The sequence below is a fragment of the Streptomyces sp. NPDC088157 genome (assembly GCF_044741545.1).
In the GTDB taxonomy this organism is placed as follows: Bacteria; Actinomycetota; Actinomycetes; order Streptomycetales; family Streptomycetaceae; genus Streptomyces.
Genome location: NZ_JBIUSU010000008.1, coordinates 461,501 through 480,294, shown reverse-complemented (window position 1 = coordinate 480,294; position 18,794 = coordinate 461,501). Strand labels below are relative to the sequence as shown.

The window sequence follows — 18,794 nt, the reverse complement described above, 5'->3', positions numbered from 1 at the left end:
GGGCTGTTGGCTCCCAGCCTAGGCGGGCGGGCCGCGCCGGTCCTGTTCAGCCGCCGTACGCCCCCGACGCCGTCAGGCGCAGGGCCGTGTCGATCAGCGGGACGTGGCTGAACGCCTGCGGGAAGTTGCCGACCTGGCGCTGCAGGCGCGGGTCCCACTCCTCGGCGAGCAGGCCGAGGTCGTTGCGCAGGGAAAGCAGTTTCTCGAACAGCTTGCGGGCCTCGTCCACCCGGCCGATCATCGCGAGGTCGTCCGCCATCCAGAACGAGCAGGCCAGGAAGGCGCCCTCGTCACCCGGCAGGCCGTCGACGCCCTCGTCGCCGCCCGAGGTCGGGTAGCGCAGGATGAAGCCGTCCGGGGTGGACAGCTCGCGCTGGATCGCCTCGATGGTGCCGATCACCCGCTTGTCGTCCGGGGGCAGGAAGCCCATCTGCGGGATGAGCAGCAGGGACGCGTCCAGCTCCTTCGAGCCGTAGGACTGCGTGAAGGTGTTGCGTTCCTTGTCGTAGCCCTTTTCGCACACGTCCCGGTGGATGTCGTCGCGCAGCTCGCGCCACTTCTCCAGCGGGCCGTCCGCGTCGCCGGACTCGATCAGCTTGATCGTCCGGTCGACCGCGACCCAGGCCATGACCTTGGAGTGCACGAAGTGCCGGCGCGGGCCGCGCACCTCCCAGATGCCCTCGTCCGGCTCGTCCCAGTGCTGCTCCAGGTAGCGGATCAGCTTGAGCTGGAGCAGGGAGGCGTAGTCGTTGCGGGCCAGGCCCGTCATGTGGCCGAGGTGCAGGGCCTCGGTGACCTCGCCGTACACGTCCAGCTGGAGCTGGTGCGCGGCGCCGTTGCCGACCCTGACCGGGCCGGAGTTCTCGTAGCCGGGCAGCCAGTCGAGCTCGGCCTCGCCCAGCTCGCGCTCGCCCGCGATCCCGTACATGATCTGCAGGTTCTCGGGGTCGCCGGCGACGGCCCGCAGCAGCCACTCGCGCCAGGCACGGGCCTCCTCGCGGTAGCCGGTGCGCAGCAGCGAGGACAGCGTGATGGCCGCGTCGCGCAGCCAGGTGTAGCGGTAGTCCCAGTTGCGGACGCCGCCGATGTCCTCGGGCAGGGACGTGGTCGGCGCGGCGACGATGCCGCCGGTCGGACCGTAGGTCAGCGCCTTGAGCGTGATCAGCGAGCGGATCACGGCCTCGCGGTAGGGGCCGTGGTACGTACAGTGCTCGACCCACTCGCGCCAGAAGTCCTCGGTCGCCTGGAGCGACTGCTCGGGCTCGGGCAGCGGTGGCGGCTGCTTGTGCGAGGGCTCCCACGAGATCGTGAACGCGATCCGGTCACCCGGCGCGACCGTGAAGTCCGCGTACGTGGTCAGCGACTTGCCGTAGGTCTCGCACTCGGTGTCGAACCACACGGAGTCGGGGCCCGCGACGGCCACCGTGCGGCCCTCGTGCTTGTGCACCCACGGCACGACCCGGCCGTAGGAGAACCGCATCCGCAGCGCGGAGCGCATCGGGACGCGGCCCGAGACGCCCTCGACGATCCGGATCAGCTGGGGCGCCCCGTCGCGAGGGGGCATGAAATCGGTCACCCGGACCGTGCCGCGCGGGGTGTCCCACTCGGACTCCAGGATGAGCGAGTCGCCCCGGTAGGTGCGCCGGGCCGCGCGCGGCGGAGGCGCGTCGGAGGCGTGCGCGGGGCCGAGGCGCCAGAAGCCGTGTTCCTCGGTGCCGAGCAGACCTGCGAAGATCGCGTGCGAGTCGAAGCGGGGCAGGCACAGCCAGTCGACTGTGCCGTCCCGGCAGACCAATGCGGCGGTCTGCATGTCTCCGATGAGTGCGTAGTCTTCGATGCGCCCGGCCACGTGCAACTCCAGTCGAACGGCCACGTCGCCCCCATCAGGAACGGGGGCTGTCGCTAGTGCGGTCAAGGGGTCGTTTGTAATGCGTCGTTGAGCGCTGAAGCAAAGCAGCCGCTCAGCCATATAGGCAAAACGCTGATTCATGTTCAACGAACTGACGAGCTCTGGTTGTTCCGGTGGGGGTACGGGCGGGGGTGTGCCGTCTTGCCGACCGGGCTCGGCAGCGAGTGTCCGAGCAGGATACGACGCACGTAGATGATCTGCGTGCCGCTCCCGGCGACGCGGGTGGGCCGAACGGGTGAGCAACCGGTGGGAAACCGGTGCGGGAGCGCCGCCCGTGTCGACCCGTGCGCGGAGCGTGGCCGGAAGCCATCTCCCTGAGGCGCTGATACCCTGGTAGCCCGTGGACCGGTGGTCTCGAAGCCCCCGAACCGCACCCCCAAATCGCGACCACGGGAGCCCCCTCTTGGCCATGACGCCCAAATCCACGACGACCAAGCACATCTTCGTCACCGGGGGTGTCGCCTCCTCGCTCGGCAAGGGTCTGACCGCCTCCAGCCTCGGCATGCTGCTGAAGGCGCGGGGTCTGCGGGTCGTGATGCAGAAGCTCGACCCGTATCTGAACGTCGACCCGGGCACGATGAACCCCTTCCAACACGGTGAGGTGTTCGTCACCAACGACGGGGCCGAGACCGACCTGGACATCGGACACTACGAGCGCTTCCTTGACCGTGACTTGGACGGCTCCGCCAATGTCACTACAGGGCAGGTCTACAACACGGTCATCGCCAAGGAGCGGCGCGGTGAGTACCTGGGGGACACCGTCCAGGTCATCCCGCACATCACCAACGAGATCAAGCACCGCATCCGCCGTATGGCGACGGACGAGGTCGACGTCGTGATCACCGAGGTCGGCGGCACGGTCGGCGACATCGAGTCGCTGCCGTTCCTCGAGACCGTCCGCCAGGTCCGGCACGAGGTCGGCCGGGACAACGTCTTCGTGGTGCACATCTCGCTCCTGCCGTACATCGGCCCCTCGGGTGAGCTGAAGACCAAGCCGACCCAGCACTCGGTCGCGGCGCTCCGGAACATCGGCATCCAGCCGGACGCGATCGTCCTGCGTTCCGACCGCGAGGTGCCTGCCGCGATCAAGCGCAAGATCTCGCTGATGTGCGACGTCGACGAGGACGCGGTCGTGGCCTGCCCCGACGCCCGCTCGATCTACGACATCCCGAAGACGGTGCACGGGGAGGGCCTGGACGCCTACGTCGTCCGCAAGCTGGACCTGCCGTTCCGTGACGTGGACTGGACGACCTGGGACGACCTGCTCGACCGCGTCCACAACCCCGACCACGAGATCACCCTCGCCCTGGTCGGCAAGTACATCGACCTGCCCGACGCGTACCTCTCGGTCACCGAGGCGCTGCGGGCCGGCGGCTTCGCCAACAAGGCCCGCGTGAAGATCAAGTGGGTCACGTCGGACGACTGCAAGACCCCGGCCGGCGCCAAGGCGCAGCTCGAGGACGTCGACGGGATCTGCATCCCGGGCGGCTTCGGCGACCGCGGTGTGCTCGGCAAGGTCGGCGCGATCCGCTACGCCCGCGAGAACCGGATCCCGCTGCTCGGCCTGTGCCTGGGCCTGCAGTGCATCGTGATCGAGGCGGCGCGCAACCTGGCCGACATCGGGGACGCCAACTCCACCGAGTTCGACCCGGCCACCGCCCACCCGGTGATCTCCACCATGGCCGAGCAGCTCGACATCGTGGCCGGCGACGGCGACATGGGCGGAACGATGCGCCTGGGCATGTACCCGGCCAAGCTGGCCGAGGGGTCCATCGTCCGTGAGGTGTACGACGGCAAGGAGTACGTCGAGGAGCGGCACCGTCACCGCTACGAGGTGAACAACGCCTACCGGGCCGAGCTCGAGAAGAGGGCGGGCATCCTGTTCTCCGGCACCTCGCCGGACGGCAAGCTCGTCGAGTACGTCGAGTACCCGCGGGACGTCCACCCCTACCTGGTGGCCACGCAGGCCCATCCCGAGCTGCGCTCGCGGCCCACGCGTCCGCACCCGCTGTTCGCCGGCCTGGTGAAGGCGGCGGTGCAGCGGACCGTCGAGGCGGGGCAGAGTTCGAAGTAACACACCAGTTGTACGGTGGCCGGGGTGCAAACCTTCAAGGGTGGGTACCCCGGTTTTCGTTTGCGCACGTGGCACGTGGAAGGACGCATGGCATGACGATCAAGGACACCGCCGAGGCGTGGGAGATCCGCTCCAGTGAGACGCCCTTCGTCGGCAACAAGACCTCCGTCCGCACGGACGAGGTGGTCATGCCCGACGGCTCGGTGGTCCGCCGGGACTACCAGGTCCACCCGGGGTCCGTCGCCGTCCTCGCCCTCGACGGCGACGGCCGTGTCCTGCTCATCAAGCAGTACCGCCACCCCGTGCGGCAGAAGCTGTGGGAGATCCCGGCCGGTCTGCTCGACGTGCCCGGCGAGAACCCGCTGCACGCCGCCCAGCGCGAGCTGTACGAGGAGGCGCACGTCAAGGCCGAGGACTGGCGGGTCCTGACCGACGTCTACCCGACCGCGGGCGGCTGCGACGAGTCGGTGCGCGTCTTCCTGGCCCGCGACCTGTCCGAGGCGGACGGGGAGCGCTTCGAGGTGGAGGACGAGGAGGCCGACATGGAGCACGCGCGGGTGCCGGTCGACGAGCTCGTCCGGGGCGTGCTCGCGGGCGACGTGCACAGCAACTGCCTCGTCGTGGGAGTCCTCGCCCTGGTCGCCGCGCGCACCGGCGACGGGCTCGACGCGCTGCGCCCGGCGGAGGCGCCTTGGCCGGCCCGTCCGTTCGAGGCGTGACACCCCCGACCCCCACTCGTGCGGAGTCGCCCTCCCGACCCCGCCCCGCCCCCGTCCGGTCTGACGATCGGCTGATCCGATCGGGGGATGTCCCGGCGGTGCCCGCCGTGCTCCTCCGGGAACGTCGCAGAGCGTGAACTAGGCTCAGGAATCGCCCGATCCGGAGTCCCGGCGGGCTTGCGCGTGCGGTGGGACGGGAGTGTGGCCCGTGACGGACCAGGCAGTGGACACAGGCGGCGTGCAGCTGTCGGGACACGCTGCGACACAGGGCCATTTCCTGGGCCGTACCCGGGAGTTGAAAGAACTGCGCGCCGACATCGAGCGCGCCGGGCTGGACACCATCTCCGGGCGGAAAGCACCCCGCGCCCGCGTCCTCCTCATCGCCGGCCGGCCCGGCTCCGGGCGTACGGCGCTCGCCGAGGAGCTCGTCCGGCAGGTCGCGGACCGCTACCCGGACGGGGTCCTGCGCGCCCGTCTCGCCGAGCCCGACGGCACGCCCGTGCCGGTCGAGCGCGCCGCCCGTGAACTGCTCACCGCGCTCGACGTGCCGACACCGCCCGGCGCCGACGAGGACGACCTCGCGGCCCTCCTGCGCCAGGCCCTCGCGAAGCGCCGTGTGCTGCTCCTGCTCGACGACGCGGCCGGTGCCGAACAGGTCGACGCCCTGCTCCCGGACGCCCCCCAGTGCCTTCTCGTCGCCGTCTCCGCCGGACCGCTCACCGGCATCGCGGATGTCCGCCCCTGCACCCTGGGCGGCCTGGACACCAAGTCCGCCCTCGAACTGCTGACCCGGTACACCGGCTCGGTCCGCATCACCGTCGACCCGCGCTCCGCCGAGAACCTCGTGGAGGCCTGCCAGGGCCAGCCCGCCGCGCTCAACCTGGCCGGCGGCTGGCTCGCCGCCCGTCCCAAGGCGGCCGTCGCCGACCTCGCCAAGCAACTCCACGCGGAGGGCGACGAGGGCACCCCGCTCAGCCGGGTCTTCCGGCTCGTGCACGCCGCGCTGCCCGCCCCCGCGGCCCGGACACTGCGACTGCTCTGCCTCGCCCCGGCGGGCCTCGCGGACCCGCACACCGCCTCCGCGCTCGCCGGCTGCTCGCTGGGCGCCGCCCGCACCACCCTCGACGACCTCACCGCCCTGGGTCTGCTGCGGCCCGTGGACTCCGAGCCGCCCCAGTACGAGGTCCCCGGCTGCCTGTACCCCCTGCTGCGCGCCGCCGCCGAGACCCACGACCGCCCGGCCGAGCTCCATCTGGCGCGCGCCCGCATGCTGGAGCGGACGGTACGGCTGCTCCAGTCCTGCCGGGCCATCACCGAGACCGACAACCCCCAGGCCCGAGAGAAGCTCCAGGGCATGCCCGGCGCCCTGCGCTTCCCCACCCCGCGCGCGGCCGCCGAGTGGCTGCGCGTCCGTCGGCCCGCCCTGCTCGCCTCGGCCCGCCTCGCGGTCGCCGACGGGGAGCTGGACACCCTGGCCCGCCGACTGATGTCCCAGCTGGTCAGGGCGATGGTCGCGCACTTCGGCACCCAGGCGGCGGCGCCCGACCTGTACGGCGTGCACCAGCTCGTCCTGGACGTGGCCGAGCGCCGGAACCTGCCCCGCGAGCGGGCCGCCGCCCTGCTGAACCTCGCCGACGTCGACGCCAGGACCGGCCGCACGGCGGAGGCCCTGGTGCGCTACCGGGCCGCGCTGGACGCCGGACGCGAGGCGAACGACCCGTACGCGATCGGCCGCGCGATGGAATCCGTAGGCGGCGCGCATCTCGAGCTCGAGGACTACGACCGGGCCGCCGACTGGTTCGGACGGGCCCTCGCCCAGCGCCTGGCCCGCGACGAGCGCGCGGACGCCGCCCGCGTCTACGGCCGCATCGCCACCGCGCACACCTACGCGGGCCGCTACGGCGAGGCACAGCGGGCCTGGCGGGCCGCGGCCGCGGGGCACCGCAAGAACGGCGATGTCGGCGCGCACGCACGGGCGTTGAGCGAGCTGGCCCGGGTGCAGGAGTACGCGGGACGCCCCGAGGAGGCGCTGCGCACCTGCCAGGAAGCGGTGGAGTGGGCCCGGCGCGCGGAGGACACGCGTCTCGAGGCCGCCGTGCAGCTCAGGCTGGCCGACACCCTGGAGCGCCTGGGCGACCCGGCGGCGGCCGGTCTGCACCGGGGCGCGGCCGAGCGCATCCTGGAAGAGAGGCTCCCGGACCGCGAGCCGCAGCCGGGGCCGCAGCCGGAGTCGGAGTCGGAGTCAGAGCCGGAGGTGGAGGCGGAGCCAGATTCGGGGCCGAATTCGGTGCCGGAACAGCCCGATCACCTGGAACACCGCGCTAACACCTGCGAAATCCGTAGTACATCCGCTGGAGATTGATGCAATGAAAGGCTAGACAGCGGGAACACCTTCATTAGACTGGCTCTGCCGCACGTTCTCCTGCGGTGCGTCCCGGTGTGCCCTGTACCTCCGGGAATGTCTTTGCTGTACCCCCACACCCTCTGAGCCAAGGACCGTGATCCACGTGAAGGTCGGCATCCCCCGCGAGGTCAAGAACAACGAGTTCCGGGTGGCCATCACCCCCGCCGGTGTGCACGAACTGGTGCGCCACGGCCACCAGGTCGTCGTCGAACGCAACGCCGGTCTCGGCTCGTCCATCAGGGACGAGGAGTACGTGGCCGCCGGCGCACGGATCCTCGGGACCGCCGACGAGGTGTGGGCCACGGCCGACCTGCTGCTGAAGGTCAAGGAGCCGATCGCCGAGGAGTACCACCGCCTCCGCAAGGACCAGACGCTCTTCACCTACCTGCACCTCGCCGCGTCCAAGGAGTGCACGGACGCCCTCGTCGGGTCCGGCACCACGGCGATCGCCTACGAGACCGTCGAGCTGCCGAGCCGCGCGCTGCCGCTGCTCGCCCCGATGTCCGAGGTCGCGGGCCGGCTGGCCCCCCAGGTCGGCGCCTATCACCTGATGCGCGCCAACGGCGGTCGCGGGGTGCTGCCCGGCGGAGTGCCGGGCGTGCTGGCCGCCAAGGCGGTCGTCATCGGCGGCGGTGTCTCCGGCTGGAACGCGGCGCAGATCGCCGTCGGCATGGGCTTCCACGTGACGCTGCTCGACCGCGACATCAACAAGCTCAAGGAGGCCGACAAGATCTTCGGTACGAAGATCCAGACGGTCGTCTCCAACACCTTCGAACTGGAGAAGGCCTGCCTCGAGGCCGACCTCGTCATCGGCGCCGTCCTCATCCCGGGCGCCAAGGCCCCCAAGCTGGTCACCAACGAGCTGGTGTCCCGGATGAAGCCGGGAAGTGTCCTTGTCGACATCGCGATCGACCAGGGCGGCTGCTTCGAGGACTCCCGCCCGACCACCCACGCAGAGCCGACCTTCCCGGTCCACGAGTCGGTCTTCTACTGCGTCGCCAACATGCCCGGCGCGGTCCCCAACACCTCGACCTACGCGCTCACCAACGCCACGCTGCCCTACATCGTCGAACTCGCCGACAAGGGCTGGGTGGAGGCACTGCGCCGCGATCCGGCACTGGCCAAGGGCCTCAACACCCATGACGGCAAGGTCGTTTACCGCGAGGTCGCGGAGGCGCACGGCCTGGAGCACGTGGAGCTGGACTCCCTGCTCGGCTGAGTCGTCGGGCCGACCCGATCGGCCAAGTGACCCAGGGGAAAAGGCGATACGTCAACACGGTCGTCAACCCCGCGCACCCGGCCGGACCTTGCACGACAAGGTCCGGCCGGATGTGTGTATGGTCACTTTGCGACTCTCGGCCAACTCGCCTCGAACGTAACGCTTCGACCGATTCGTACACCGGCGGAACCTGCCGTGCGACGGCCGTACGCCCTTGACAGCGGGATGTTTCATTGCCGACACATCGGGCCGGGTCCGGCGGATTGTGTTGCTGCGGACACCCGACACGCCATAGAGTCGCCAACCGTCGGCATGGTGCCACGCTGACCTTGTCTAGAAGTTTCCTGGTCACCAAGGAGGTAAGACGACTTGTGAATGAGTCGACATTTGCTCCCGGGGGTGGTCAACCAGGAATGCCGACGCGGGCCCAGGTCTCCGCGGGGCTCGAGGCTGTCGGCTCCGTCGCTGTCCGAACCTTCGCAGCCCACCAGAGCCAGCGCAGCCCCCATATGGCTCTGTCAGCACACCAGAGCATGGATGGCCATTACGTGAACGCCATGGCCGGCGACGGAAGTGGCGCGCCCCACAACCACTTCGCCGACTACGACGAACTGCCCGAAGGGCACTTCTACGACCCCGATGCCGAGTACGAGCCGGACCCGGAATACGCGGCCACGCTCGCGCCCGACGCGGCCCGACAGCGCCGTGAGCGCGTCGGTCCGACCGGACGCCCGCTGCCGTACTTCCCGATCCCGGGCCCGCTGACCCAGCACGGCCCCGCGACGATCATCGCGATGTGCAACCAGAAGGGCGGCGTGGGCAAGACGACGTCGACCATCAACCTGGGTGCCGCGCTCGCGGAGTACGGCCGGCGCGTGCTGCTCGTGGACTTCGACCCGCAGGGCGCGCTGTCGGTCGGTCTCGGTGTCAATCCGATGGAGCTCGACCTCACCGTCTACAACCTGCTCATGGAGCGGGGCATGGCGGCGGACGAGGTGCTCCTCAAGACGGCGGTCCCGAACATGGACCTGCTGCCCAGCAACATCGACCTGTCGGCCGCCGAGGTGCAGTTGGTCTCCGAGGTCGCGCGCGAGTCCACGCTCCAGCGTGCGCTCAAGCCGCTGATGGACGACTACGACTACATCGTCATCGACTGCCAGCCCTCGCTCGGCCTGCTCACCGTGAACGCCCTGACGGCCGCTCACAAGGTGATAGTGCCGCTGGAATGCGAGTTCTTCGCCCTCCGGGGTGTGGCATTGCTGACCGAGACCATCGAGAAGGTCCAGGAACGGCTCAACCCGGAGCTGGAACTCGACGGCATCCTCGCCACGATGTACGACTCGCGCACCGTGCACAGCCGCGAGGTGCTCGCACGGGTGGTCGAGGCCTTCGACGACCACGTCTACCACACGGTCATCGGGCGCACGGTCCGCTTCCCGGAGACCACGGTCGCCGGTGAGCCGATCACCACGTACGCCTCCAACTCCGTCGGCGCCGCCGCCTACCGTCAGCTCGCCAGGGAGGTGCTCGCCCGGTGTCCCGCCGAGTGAGTCTGCCGGGGGCCGACGAACTCTTCCGTACGACAGGGGGAATGGCGCTTCAGCCGTCCGCGCCCCGGCGTTCCGCCAACGGCGAGGCCCGGGTGCCCGCGCCGGCCGGAGAGAGCGACGGGGTGGCGGCCGGCGGCGCGGAGGACGCGCCGCAGGCCGTGCCCGTGCAGGGCGGTGACGGCGAGGGCGCCGAGCACGTGGCGGCCGACGCGGGTCGGACCGACGCCGGGGAGTCCCGCATCCGGGGCACCGCCGGGGAACGCTCCGAGCGCCGTCAGGGCCCGCAGGAAGGTTCTGCCTCCGCGGCCGACAGCCAGGCGCGCAAGCGCGCACGGCAGGCGGCCCGCAGGCCCAGCGGCCGGGAGCGGCACGACGAGAAGATCACCGTCTATGTCTCCGCCGAGGAGCTCATGGACTTGGAGCACGCCCGGCTGGTGCTCCGTGGTGAGCACGGGCTGGCCGTGGACCGGGGGCGCATCGTCCGCGAGGCGGTCGCCGTGGTCCTCGCCGACCTGGAGAGCCGCGGGGACGCCAGCATCCTCGTACGACGACTTCGCGGGCGGTAGCGGTAGCCTGCGAGGGCCATGACCTCGAACGAAGCGCCCGTCCCCGGCCCCGGCGCAGCAGCCGGCCGTCGGCGTGCGCTGGGGCGGGGGCCAGGGACGGCGCCGGTCCCCGCCGAGCCGGAGTCCGAGGCCGTCGTGCCGGAACCGGCGTCCGTGCCGGAACCCGTCGGCGCCGAGCCCGTCGTCCCGGAACCGGTCGCGACGGAACCCGCAGTCCCTGAAGCGCCGGCGCCGGAACCGCTCGCACCGGATCCGGCCGCGACGGAACTCGTCGGCGCCGAGCCCGTCGTCCCGGAGTCGTTCGACCCGGGGCCCGGCGTCCCGGAGCCGGTCGCAGCTGAACCGGTCGCACCTGAACCGCTCATCCCTGAACCGGTCGCGCCCGAGGCCGTCGCGCCCGAGGCCGTTGGGCGCAAGGCCGTCGTGCGCGAGGCCGGGCCGGGGGCCGTCGTGTCGGCGTCGGCTTCCGCACCCCAGGAGACGCCCGACGGCGTCTTCAAGGTGCGCCTCGCCAACTTCGAGGGGCCCTTCGACCTGCTGCTCCAGCTGATCTCCAAGCACAAGCTGGACGTCACCGAGGTCGCGCTGTCGAAGGTCACCGACGAGTTCATGGCGCACATCCGGGCGATGGGCCCCGACTGGGACCTGGACCAGACGACCGAGTTCCTGGTCGTGGCCGCCACGCTGCTCGATCTCAAGGCGGCCCGGCTGCTGCCCGCCGCGGAGGTCGAGGACGAGGCCGACCTGGCGCTGCTCGAGGCCAGGGACCTGCTGTTCGCCCGGCTGCTCCAGTACCGGGCCTACAAGCGGGTCGCCGACATCTTCACGCAGCGGCTGGAGAGCGAGGCCCGTCGCTACCCCCGTACCGTCGGTCTGGAACCGCATCACGCGGAACTGCTGCCCGAGGTCGTCATCAGCATCGGCGCGCAGGGGTTCGCGAGGCTCGCGGTCAAGGCCATGCAGCCCAGGGCCAAGCCGCAGGTGTACGTCGACCACATCCACGCCCCGCTGGTGAGCGTGCAGGAGCAGGCCGGGATCGTCGTCGCGCGGCTCAGGGAGCTCGGCGAGGCCAGCTTCCGGACGCTGGTCGAGGACACCGAGGACACCCTCACCGTCGTGGCCCGTTTCCTCGCGCTGCTCGAGCTGTACCGGGAGAAGGCCGTCGCGCTCGACCAGGAGACCGCGCTCGGTGAGCTGCTGGTGCGCTGGACCGGCGGGGACCGGGAGGCGCGGCCGATGGTCACGGACGAGTTCGACCGGCCGCCCGAGGAGCCCGACAAGGAGACGAAGACGTGACCGAGGAGAGCGTCGCCGCACTCGACCTCAAGCCGGCCCTGGAGGCCGTCCTGATGGTCGTCGACGAGCCCGTGACCGAGGAGCACCTCGCGAAGATCCTCCAGCGGCCCCGGCGCAGGATCGCGGACGCCCTGCGCGAGCTGGCGGACGAGTACACCGTGCAGGGGCGCGGCTTCGAGCTCAGGCTCATCGCCGGCGGCTGGCGGTTCTACAGCAGGCCCGAGTACGCGGCGGCCGTCGAGGGCTTCGTGCTGGACGGCCAGCAGGCCCGGCTCACCCAGGCGGCGCTGGAGACCCTGGCGGTCGTCGCGTACCGCCAGCCGGTCAGCCGCAGCAGGGTCTCCGCGGTGCGCGGAGTGAACTGCGACGGCGTGATGCGCACCCTGCTCCAGCGCGGTCTGGTCGAGGAGGCGGGCGCGGAACCCGAAACAGGTGCGATCCTGTACGTGACGACGAACTACTTTCTGGAGCGGATGGGCCTGCGCGGTCTGGACGAGCTCCCGGAGCTCGCGCCCTTTCTCCCCGAGGCGGAGGCGATCGAGGCCGAGATGCTGGAAGGGGTCCCGTCGTTCGATCCGGACGCACCGGACGCAGATGCAGACGACACGACGACGACGGAACTTTGATGCGAAGCAGTGGCAGCGGCAGTGGCAGGAACAACGGGCGCGGCAAGCCCCGGGGCGCCGGTGGGGGCGCTTCCCAGCCGAGGGGCGGCTCGGGAGGCCGTGACGACCGGTCGAGGGGCGGCGCCGGAGGCCGCGACGACAGGGCGACGGGCGCGGGCCGTGACGACAGGCCGAAGCGTCCGGGCAAGCCCCGTCCCGAGGAGCGCCGCTACGACGTGGGCCCCGGCGCCACCCACGAGGGCCCGAAGGCCGGGCGGGGCGGCGCGGCCCGCGGCGGCGCCAAGGGCGGCCCCAAGCAGGGGCAGCAGCGCGGCGGACGCACCGAGCCCGCGCGCTCCCGCGAGTACGAGACGCGGGCCGAGGAGCGCAACCGGGACCGGTACGCGGGCAAGAAGGAAGTCAAGCTGCCCAAGACCTTCCCGGGCGCCGAGCAGGAGGGCGAGCGGCTCCAGAAGGTCCTCGCGCGCGCGGGCTACGGCTCCCGGCGCGCCTGCGAGGAGCTGATCGAGCAGGCGCGGGTCGAGGTCAACGGCGAGATCGTCCTGGAGCAGGGCAAGCGGGTCGACCCGGAGCACGACGAGGTCAAGGTCGACGGCCTGACGGTCGCCACGCAGTCCTACCAGTTCTTCTCGCTGAACAAGCCGGCCGGCGTCGTCTCCACGATGGAGGACACCGAGGGCCGTCAGTGCCTCGGCGACTACGTGACCAACCGTGAGACGCGGCTGTTCCACGTCGGGCGGCTCGACACCGAGACCGAGGGCGTCATCCTGCTCACCAACCACGGCGAGCTGGCGCACCGGCTGACCCACCCCAAGTACGGCGTGAAGAAGGTCTACCTCGCGCACATCGTGGGTCCCATCCCGCGTGACCTGGGCAAGCGTCTGAAGGACGGCATCCAGCTGGAGGACGGGTACGCGAAGGCGGACCACTTCCGGGTCGTCGAGCAGACCGGCAAGAACTACCTGGTCGAGGTGACCCTGCACGAGGGCCGCAAGCACATCGTGCGCCGGATGCTGGCGGAGGCCGGCTTCCCGGTCGACAAGCTGGTGCGCGTCGCCTTCGGCCCGATCACCCTGGGCGACCAGAAGTCGGGCTGGCTGCGACGGCTGTCCAACACGGAGGTCGGGATGCTGATGAAGGAAGTCGACCTTTAAGCACTCCTGAGGCTCCCAGCACTTGTGCGTGACGGCACCCCCTTTTTATAGTCGTAGTGACTATTAAAGAAGGGGGTGTTCGTCGTGCCGGGTTACGACAAGTACGCCCACGAACCCTTCGCCGTCACCGTCGACCTCGCCGTCCTGACGGTCCGGGCCGGCGCCCTGCACGCGCTGCTCGTCGAGCGGGGCCAGGAGCCGTACGCCGGCCGGTGGGCGCTGCCCGGGGGCTTCGTGCGCCCGGACGAGTCCGCCGAGACGGCCGCCCGGCGCGAACTGGCCGAGGAGACCGGCCTGAAGGACGTCTCCGGGCTGCACCTGGAGCAGCTGCGCACCTACAGCGAACCCGGCCGCGACCCCCGGATGCGGGTCGTGTCCGTCGCCTTCGCCGCCCTGCTGCCCAACGCCCCCGAGCCGATGGGCGGCGGCGACGCGGCCCGGGCGGGCTGGTTGCCGTACGACGACGTGGAGCCGCTCGCCTTCGACCACGACCGGATCCTGGCCGACGCCCACGAACGGGTCGGGGCCAAATTCGAGTACACCTGCCTCGCCACGGCCTTCTGCCCGCCCGAGTTCACGCTCGGGGAGCTCCAGCAGGTCTACGAGACGGTATGGGGGACGGAGCTCGACCGCCCCAACTTCCGTCGCAAGGTGCTGGCCGGCCCGGGTTTCGTCGAACCCGTGCCCGGCGCCGTACGCCTGACCGGCGGCCGCGGCAAGCCCGCCGCGCTCTACCGCGCGGGCACCGCCACCGCGCTCCACCCGCCCCTGCTGCGACCGCCCCGGGAAGGACGATCCGCATGACCACCACGACCACCGTCAGGAAGCGCGCCACCGGGTCCCTGCTGGGACTCGCGCTGGGGGACGCGCTCGGGTTTCCGACCGAGTTCAACGACATTCCGTCGATCCTCGCCAAGTGCGGCCCCTGGCGGCGGATGGAACTGCCGCAGCGCGCCTTCGTCTCCGACGACACCCAGATGACCCTCGCGCTCGGGCGCGCCATGCGGACCGCGATGGACCGGGGGCTGCTCGTGCCGACGGCACTGGCCCGCCCTCTGCGCGCGGAGTTCGTGGACTGGTACCGGTCGCCGGACAACAACCGGGCCCCGGGGCGGACCTGCCTGACCGCCTGCAACCTGCTCGAGGACGACAACCGTGACTGGCGGGACGCCAGCCAGATCGGCTCCAAGGGCTGTGGCGCCAACATGCGCGTCGCTCCCGTCGGCCTCGCCCCCGGGCTCAGCGAGGAGCAGCGTGCCGGCGCCGCCCAGCTCCAGTCCGCCCTCACCCACGGACACCCCACCGCGCTCGCCGCCTCCGACCTCACCGCCCACGCCGTACGGCTGCTCACCCAGGGCGCCGAGCCGACGGCCCTGATCGGGCTCCTGCGGGCGTACGCCGTCGACAACCGCTCCCGCTACCACCACCGCTGGCTCGGCGACCTGTGGACCCGCAGCCAGGACCCCACTCCGGAGCACTTCATCGAGCGCGGCTGGGACGAGTGCCTGGGCGTGCTGGAGCGCCTTCAGGAGGCCCTGCGCGACCCCGCGCCCGAGAGCGACCCGTGCCTGGCCACCGGGGCGGGGTGGATCGCCGAGGAGGCCATGGCCACCGGCCTGCTGTGCTTCCTGCTCTTCCCCGACGAACCGGTGACCGCGCTGCGCCGGGCCGCCTGCTCGTCCGGGGACTCCGACTCCATCGCCTGTCTGACGGGCGCCTTCGCGGGCGCCTTCGCCGGGGCCGACGCCTGGCCGAGGGCGTGGGCGGACCGGATCGAGTACCAGGGGGAGCTGGTGACGCTCGGGGCGCTCTGGGACCAGTGAGCCGCGCCTGACCTGCCGGGGGCTCAGGCCAGCTTGATCGAGCCGGCCTCGACCGTGATCTGCTCCGCGGGCAGCGGCTTCGTGGCCGGGCCGCCGGCCACCGAGCCGTCGGCGATGCGGAACTCGCTCTTGTGGCAGGGGCAGTGGATGATGCCGTCGGCGACGCTGCCGACGGTGCAGCCCTGGTGGGTGCAGACCGCGGAGAACGCCTTGAAGTCGTCCTTCGTCGGCTGCGTGACGACGACCTTCTCCTCCGCGAAGATCTTGCCGCCGCCGACGGGGATGTCGGTGGTCTTCGCCAGTTCCTGGCCGGCGGAGGCGTTCGAGGACTGCTGGGAGGAGGAGTCGTTCTCGTTGCCGTACTCTCCACAGCCCGTGGCGAGCGCTGCTGCCGCGCCGCCCGTCGCCAGGAGAACCGTGCGCCGTGTCGCGGGGTGGGTCATGTCGTCACTCCGAAGGTGCGGAAGAACCAGAGGGCCGAGGTCAGCCAGATGATCGTGAGCACGGCGAAGACGAGCCCGCCCACGATCGGCAGCAGCCATCCCGGGAGTCGCTCCGAACGCAGCAGCAGCATCTTGGCACTGAATGCGCCGAAGAAGAAGCAACCCAGGAGGGAGTGCCACATAACGCGCGTTTCGTATGTCTGCCAGCCAAGCGCGTACAGGCAGTGCACCGCAACCGGGACCGCGATCAGAAAGGCCGTGCGACCGGACCAGCGGTGCAGTGTGCCGGACCAGGCGGGCCCCGGCAGCCTTCCGTACAGCATCAGCGCCGAGGCGAGCTGGACCAGCGCGAAGAACATCGCGGCCGTGGCCAGCCATGACTTGACCGCGCCCGTACTGCTGAAGCCCGCCAGGTTGAAGGCCGTCCCGGCCGGGTCGTGGACCTTGCCGTACGCGCCCAGGGCGAGCGCCACCGCGGCGGCGACGAGCGCCGGCACCAGGTAGCGGGCGGGCTGCGGGCCGCGCCGTGCGGGCCCGGGGAATCCCTGCGTGGCGGCGTTCGGGTCGACGGTCATGGTGGCTCCCTGCTCGAAGGGGTCAGGGGGTCGCGGGGCGGGCCGTGAGCTGCTGCCCGTCGACCGTCACCGCGCCGGTCTTCGGGTCGATGCGGGGCGCGGGGGAGGGCTCGCCGTCACGGGTGACGATGCCGACCTGGGTGCCGTCCTTCAGCACGATCCAGCCGCCGTCGATCTTCGCCGAGCGCACGGTGGCCGTCGCCCGCCACAGCCCGGACGGCTTCTTCGCCCGGTCCGCCGAGAACGCGTGGCGCCCGCCGCCCACGGTGACCGCGCCGTCGATCCTCCCGTGCTCTCGGCTTCCCTCGAGCGTGCCGTCCAGTTTCGCGCCGTGCTCGCCGGTGAGCCGCAGCGTGCCGTCGTCCCCGACGTCGCCCTTGAGCCAGGACTCCTCGGTGCGGCCGTCGCAGTAGTACGCGACGGCCTTGCCGTCCTGGACCGAGACGGCGATCGCCGCCGCGTCGTCGTCCGTGCGGCCGGCGTAGTCGGCGTCGGGGGCCGGAGCACGGGTGGGGGAGGGGGAGCGGGAGGGGGTGGGCCCCGAGGGGGTGCTCCGGACGGGGGCCGGGCTCGGTGACTTCTCCTCGTACGAGGACGACGCGGTCTTCGTCCCCGTGGTCGCGTTGAGCGTCAGCAGGAACAGGCCGAGCACCAGTCCCGCGAGAAGGGTGAGCAGGGGTCCTGGACGCTTCATGTCGGGCCTTCCCCGATGCGGGTGTCCTGCCGTCAGAGTGCCATCAGAGCGCAGCCCGCACGCGCCGTAAAGGGCGTACGGGGGCGTACCCGTCTCGGCACGCGGGCGGCGCGCACCGGACCGGCGCGGGCTGACTAGGCTGGCTGCGTCAGGAGCCGTAGTCGGTACATGAGTACGTGAGCAAGGAGCAGCGCCGTGGCGGTACGAGCGGTCCGGGGAGCCGTCCAACTCGAGCGGGACGAGGCGGGCCACATGGACGAGCAGGTCGGGGCCCTGCTCACCGCCGTCCTGGAGCGCAACTCGCTCAGCGCCGACGACCTGATCAGCATCTGGTTCACGGCCACACCGGACCTGCACAGCGACTTCCCGGCGGCCGCGGCCCGCAAGCTCGGCATCGTCGACGTGCCGCTGATCTGCGCCCAGGAACTCGACATCGCGGGCGCCATGCCGCGGGTCGTCCGCATCCTCGCGCACGTCGAGTCCGACAAGGCGCGCGCCGACATCAGCCACGTCTACCTCGGTGCGGCGGCCGCCCTGCGCAGGGACATCGCGCAGTGAGGACCGCGCTCGTCATCGGAACCGGGCTGATCGGCACGTCCGCCGCCCTGGCCCTCGCCCAGCGGGGGGTCGTCGTCCACCTCGCCGACCACGACCCCGGGCAGGCCCGTACGGCGGCGGCACTCGGCGCCGGCACCGACGAGGAACCCGAGGGCCCGGTCGACCTCGCGATCATCGCCGCTCCGCCCGCCCATGTGGCCGGTGTGCTCGCCGACGCGATGCGCCGGGGCGTGGCCCGCGGCTACCTCGACGTGGCCAGCGTGAAGGGCGGGCCGCGCCGCGAGCTTCAGGCGCTCGGCCTCGACCTGTCGGCGTACATCGGCAGCCACCCCATGTCCGGCCGGGAGAAGTCGGGCCCGCTGGCCGCGACCGGTGACCTGTTCGAGGGCCGCCCCTGGGTGCTGACACCGACCAGGGACACCGACACCGAGGTGCTGAACCTCGCCCTGGAGCTGGTCTCGCACTGCCGTGCCGTTCCGGTCGTCATGGACGCGGACGCCCACGACCGCGCGGTGGCGCTGGTCTCCCACATGCCCCACCTGGTCTCCAGCCTGGTCGCGGCGCGTCTGGAGCACGCCGAGGAGGCCGCCGTCCGGCTGTGCGGGCAGGGCATCCGGGACGTCACCCGGATCGCCGCCTCCGACCCCGGCATGTGGATCGACATCCTGTCCGCGAACCCGGGCCCGGTCGCCGACCTGCTCACCGATGTCGCCGCCGACCTGGAGGAGACGGTCCGCGCCCTGCGCTCCCTCCAGTCCTCCGACGACGACAAGCGCCGTGCGGGCGTCGGCGGCATCCAGGACGTGCTGCGCCGCGGCAACGCGGGTCAGGTCCGCGTCCCCGGCAAGCACGGGGCCGCTCCGCGGGCGTACGAGGTGGTGGCGGTGCTCATCGACGACCAGCCCGGGCAGCTGGCCCGTATCTTCGCCGACGCCGGACAGGCGGGCGTCAACATCGAGGACGTACGCATCGAGCACGCGACGGGGCAGCAGGCGGGCCTGGTGCAGCTGATGGTCGAGCCGAAGTCCGCCGTGGTGTTGTCCTCGGCGTTGCGGGAGAAGGGCTGGGCCATCCGTCAGTAGCTGGGGCCGGCGCCCCCGGGCCTCGCTCTCGGCCCCGAAGGGGCCTCGCTCTCGCACGCCGGGCGGGCCGGATGATGCCGACCGGCGTCGAGCGGGAGCCGA

Annotated in this window: 17 protein-coding genes; 13 read left to right on the top strand and 4 right to left on the bottom strand. The window is 71.5% G+C overall.

The window, feature by feature from the left end:
* Positions 1-46: 46 nt before the first annotated feature.
* Positions 47-1,849, bottom strand: coding sequence for a glycoside hydrolase family 15 protein (locus ACIPFH_RS31860; protein WP_355705094.1), 1,803 nt, complete (start codon positions 1,847-1,849; stop codon positions 47-49).
* Positions 1,850-2,318: 469 nt separating this feature from the next.
* Between ACIPFH_RS31860 and ACIPFH_RS31855 the strand changes: the two genes are divergently transcribed.
* The 11 genes from ACIPFH_RS31855 to ACIPFH_RS31805 all read left to right on the top strand — a co-directional run bounded on the left by ACIPFH_RS31855 (position 2,319) and on the right by ACIPFH_RS31805 (position 15,340).
* On the top strand, positions 2,319-3,983 hold the full coding sequence (locus ACIPFH_RS31855) for a CTP synthase (RefSeq protein ID WP_356253612.1): 1,665 nt from the start codon (positions 2,319-2,321) through the stop codon (positions 3,981-3,983).
* Positions 3,984-4,075: 92 nt separating this feature from the next.
* Entirely contained in the window at positions 4,076-4,702 is a 627-nt protein-coding gene (locus ACIPFH_RS31850) for an NUDIX domain-containing protein (protein ID WP_401831868.1), read from the top strand.
* A 208-nt stretch (positions 4,703-4,910) separates the two neighbouring features.
* The gene (locus tag ACIPFH_RS31845) at positions 4,911-7,064 is read left to right on the top strand and encodes a tetratricopeptide repeat protein (protein WP_401831866.1); all 2,154 of its coding nucleotides are present in this window, start codon (positions 4,911-4,913) and stop codon (positions 7,062-7,064) included.
* Positions 7,065-7,200: 136 nt separating this feature from the next.
* Positions 7,201-8,325, top strand: a complete 1,125-nt coding sequence (gene ald, locus ACIPFH_RS31840; protein ID WP_356253621.1) for an alanine dehydrogenase — start codon at positions 7,201-7,203, stop codon at positions 8,323-8,325.
* A 413-nt stretch (positions 8,326-8,738) separates the two neighbouring features.
* Entirely contained in the window at positions 8,739-9,875 is a 1,137-nt protein-coding gene (locus ACIPFH_RS31835; protein WP_356253624.1) for a ParA family protein, read from the top strand.
* Complete coding sequence (locus ACIPFH_RS31830) at positions 9,860-10,441, top strand: hypothetical protein (RefSeq protein WP_401831862.1); 582 nt, start codon at positions 9,860-9,862, stop codon at positions 10,439-10,441. Before ACIPFH_RS31835 ends, ACIPFH_RS31830 begins: the two co-directional genes overlap by 16 nt.
* Positions 10,442-10,459: 18 nt before the next feature.
* Positions 10,460-11,737, top strand: a complete 1,278-nt coding sequence (locus tag ACIPFH_RS31825; RefSeq protein ID WP_401831861.1) for a segregation/condensation protein A — start codon at positions 10,460-10,462, stop codon at positions 11,735-11,737.
* 53 nt (positions 11,738-11,790) lie between these two features.
* Complete coding sequence (scpB, locus tag ACIPFH_RS31820; protein WP_401831925.1) at positions 11,791-12,363, top strand: SMC-Scp complex subunit ScpB; 573 nt, start codon at positions 11,791-11,793, stop codon at positions 12,361-12,363.
* Entirely contained in the window at positions 12,363-13,517 is a 1,155-nt protein-coding gene (locus ACIPFH_RS31815) for a pseudouridine synthase (RefSeq protein ID WP_401831860.1), read from the top strand. Before scpB ends, ACIPFH_RS31815 begins: the two co-directional genes overlap by 1 nt.
* A 75-nt stretch (positions 13,518-13,592) precedes the next feature.
* Positions 13,593-14,321 carry an NUDIX hydrolase gene (locus ACIPFH_RS31810; protein ID WP_401831858.1) on the top strand — a complete coding sequence of 243 codons (729 nt, stop codon included), beginning with the start codon at positions 13,593-13,595 and terminating at the stop codon, positions 14,319-14,321.
* Positions 14,318-15,340 (top strand): ADP-ribosylglycohydrolase family protein, encoded by a 1,023-nt coding sequence (locus ACIPFH_RS31805; RefSeq protein ID WP_401831856.1) that lies wholly within the window; start codon positions 14,318-14,320, stop codon positions 15,338-15,340. The genes ACIPFH_RS31810 and ACIPFH_RS31805 overlap by 4 nt, the downstream gene beginning before the upstream one ends.
* 23 nt (positions 15,341-15,363) lie before the next feature.
* Here the strand turns inward: ACIPFH_RS31805 and ACIPFH_RS31800 are convergent, their stop codons facing one another.
* Genes ACIPFH_RS31800 through ACIPFH_RS31790 form a run of 3 tightly spaced genes read right to left on the bottom strand, consistent with a single transcriptional unit; the run spans position 15,364 to position 17,052 of the window.
* A complete protein-coding gene (locus tag ACIPFH_RS31800; protein ID WP_401831853.1) occupies positions 15,364-15,783 on the bottom strand; it encodes a Rieske (2Fe-2S) protein in 420 nt (139 codons plus the stop codon).
* Entirely contained in the window at positions 15,780-16,358 is a 579-nt protein-coding gene (locus ACIPFH_RS31795) for a DUF6529 family protein (protein ID WP_401831851.1), read from the bottom strand. The genes ACIPFH_RS31800 and ACIPFH_RS31795 overlap by 4 nt, the downstream gene beginning before the upstream one ends.
* Before the next feature lie 22 nt (positions 16,359-16,380).
* The gene (locus ACIPFH_RS31790) at positions 16,381-17,052 is read right to left on the bottom strand and encodes a hypothetical protein (protein ID WP_401831849.1); all 672 of its coding nucleotides are present in this window, start codon (positions 17,050-17,052) and stop codon (positions 16,381-16,383) included.
* Positions 17,053-17,247: 195 nt separating this feature from the next.
* Here ACIPFH_RS31790 and aroH point away from each other — a divergent pair, with 195 nt between their 5' ends.
* Both aroH and ACIPFH_RS31780 read left to right on the top strand, forming a co-directional pair.
* The gene (gene aroH, locus ACIPFH_RS31785) at positions 17,248-17,610 is read left to right on the top strand and encodes a chorismate mutase (RefSeq protein WP_356253651.1); all 363 of its coding nucleotides are present in this window, start codon (positions 17,248-17,250) and stop codon (positions 17,608-17,610) included.
* Positions 17,607-18,692 carry a prephenate dehydrogenase gene (locus ACIPFH_RS31780; RefSeq protein ID WP_401831847.1) on the top strand — a complete coding sequence of 362 codons (1,086 nt, stop codon included), beginning with the start codon at positions 17,607-17,609 and terminating at the stop codon, positions 18,690-18,692. Before aroH ends, ACIPFH_RS31780 begins: the two co-directional genes overlap by 4 nt.
* The last annotated feature ends 102 nt before the right edge of the window (positions 18,693-18,794 follow it).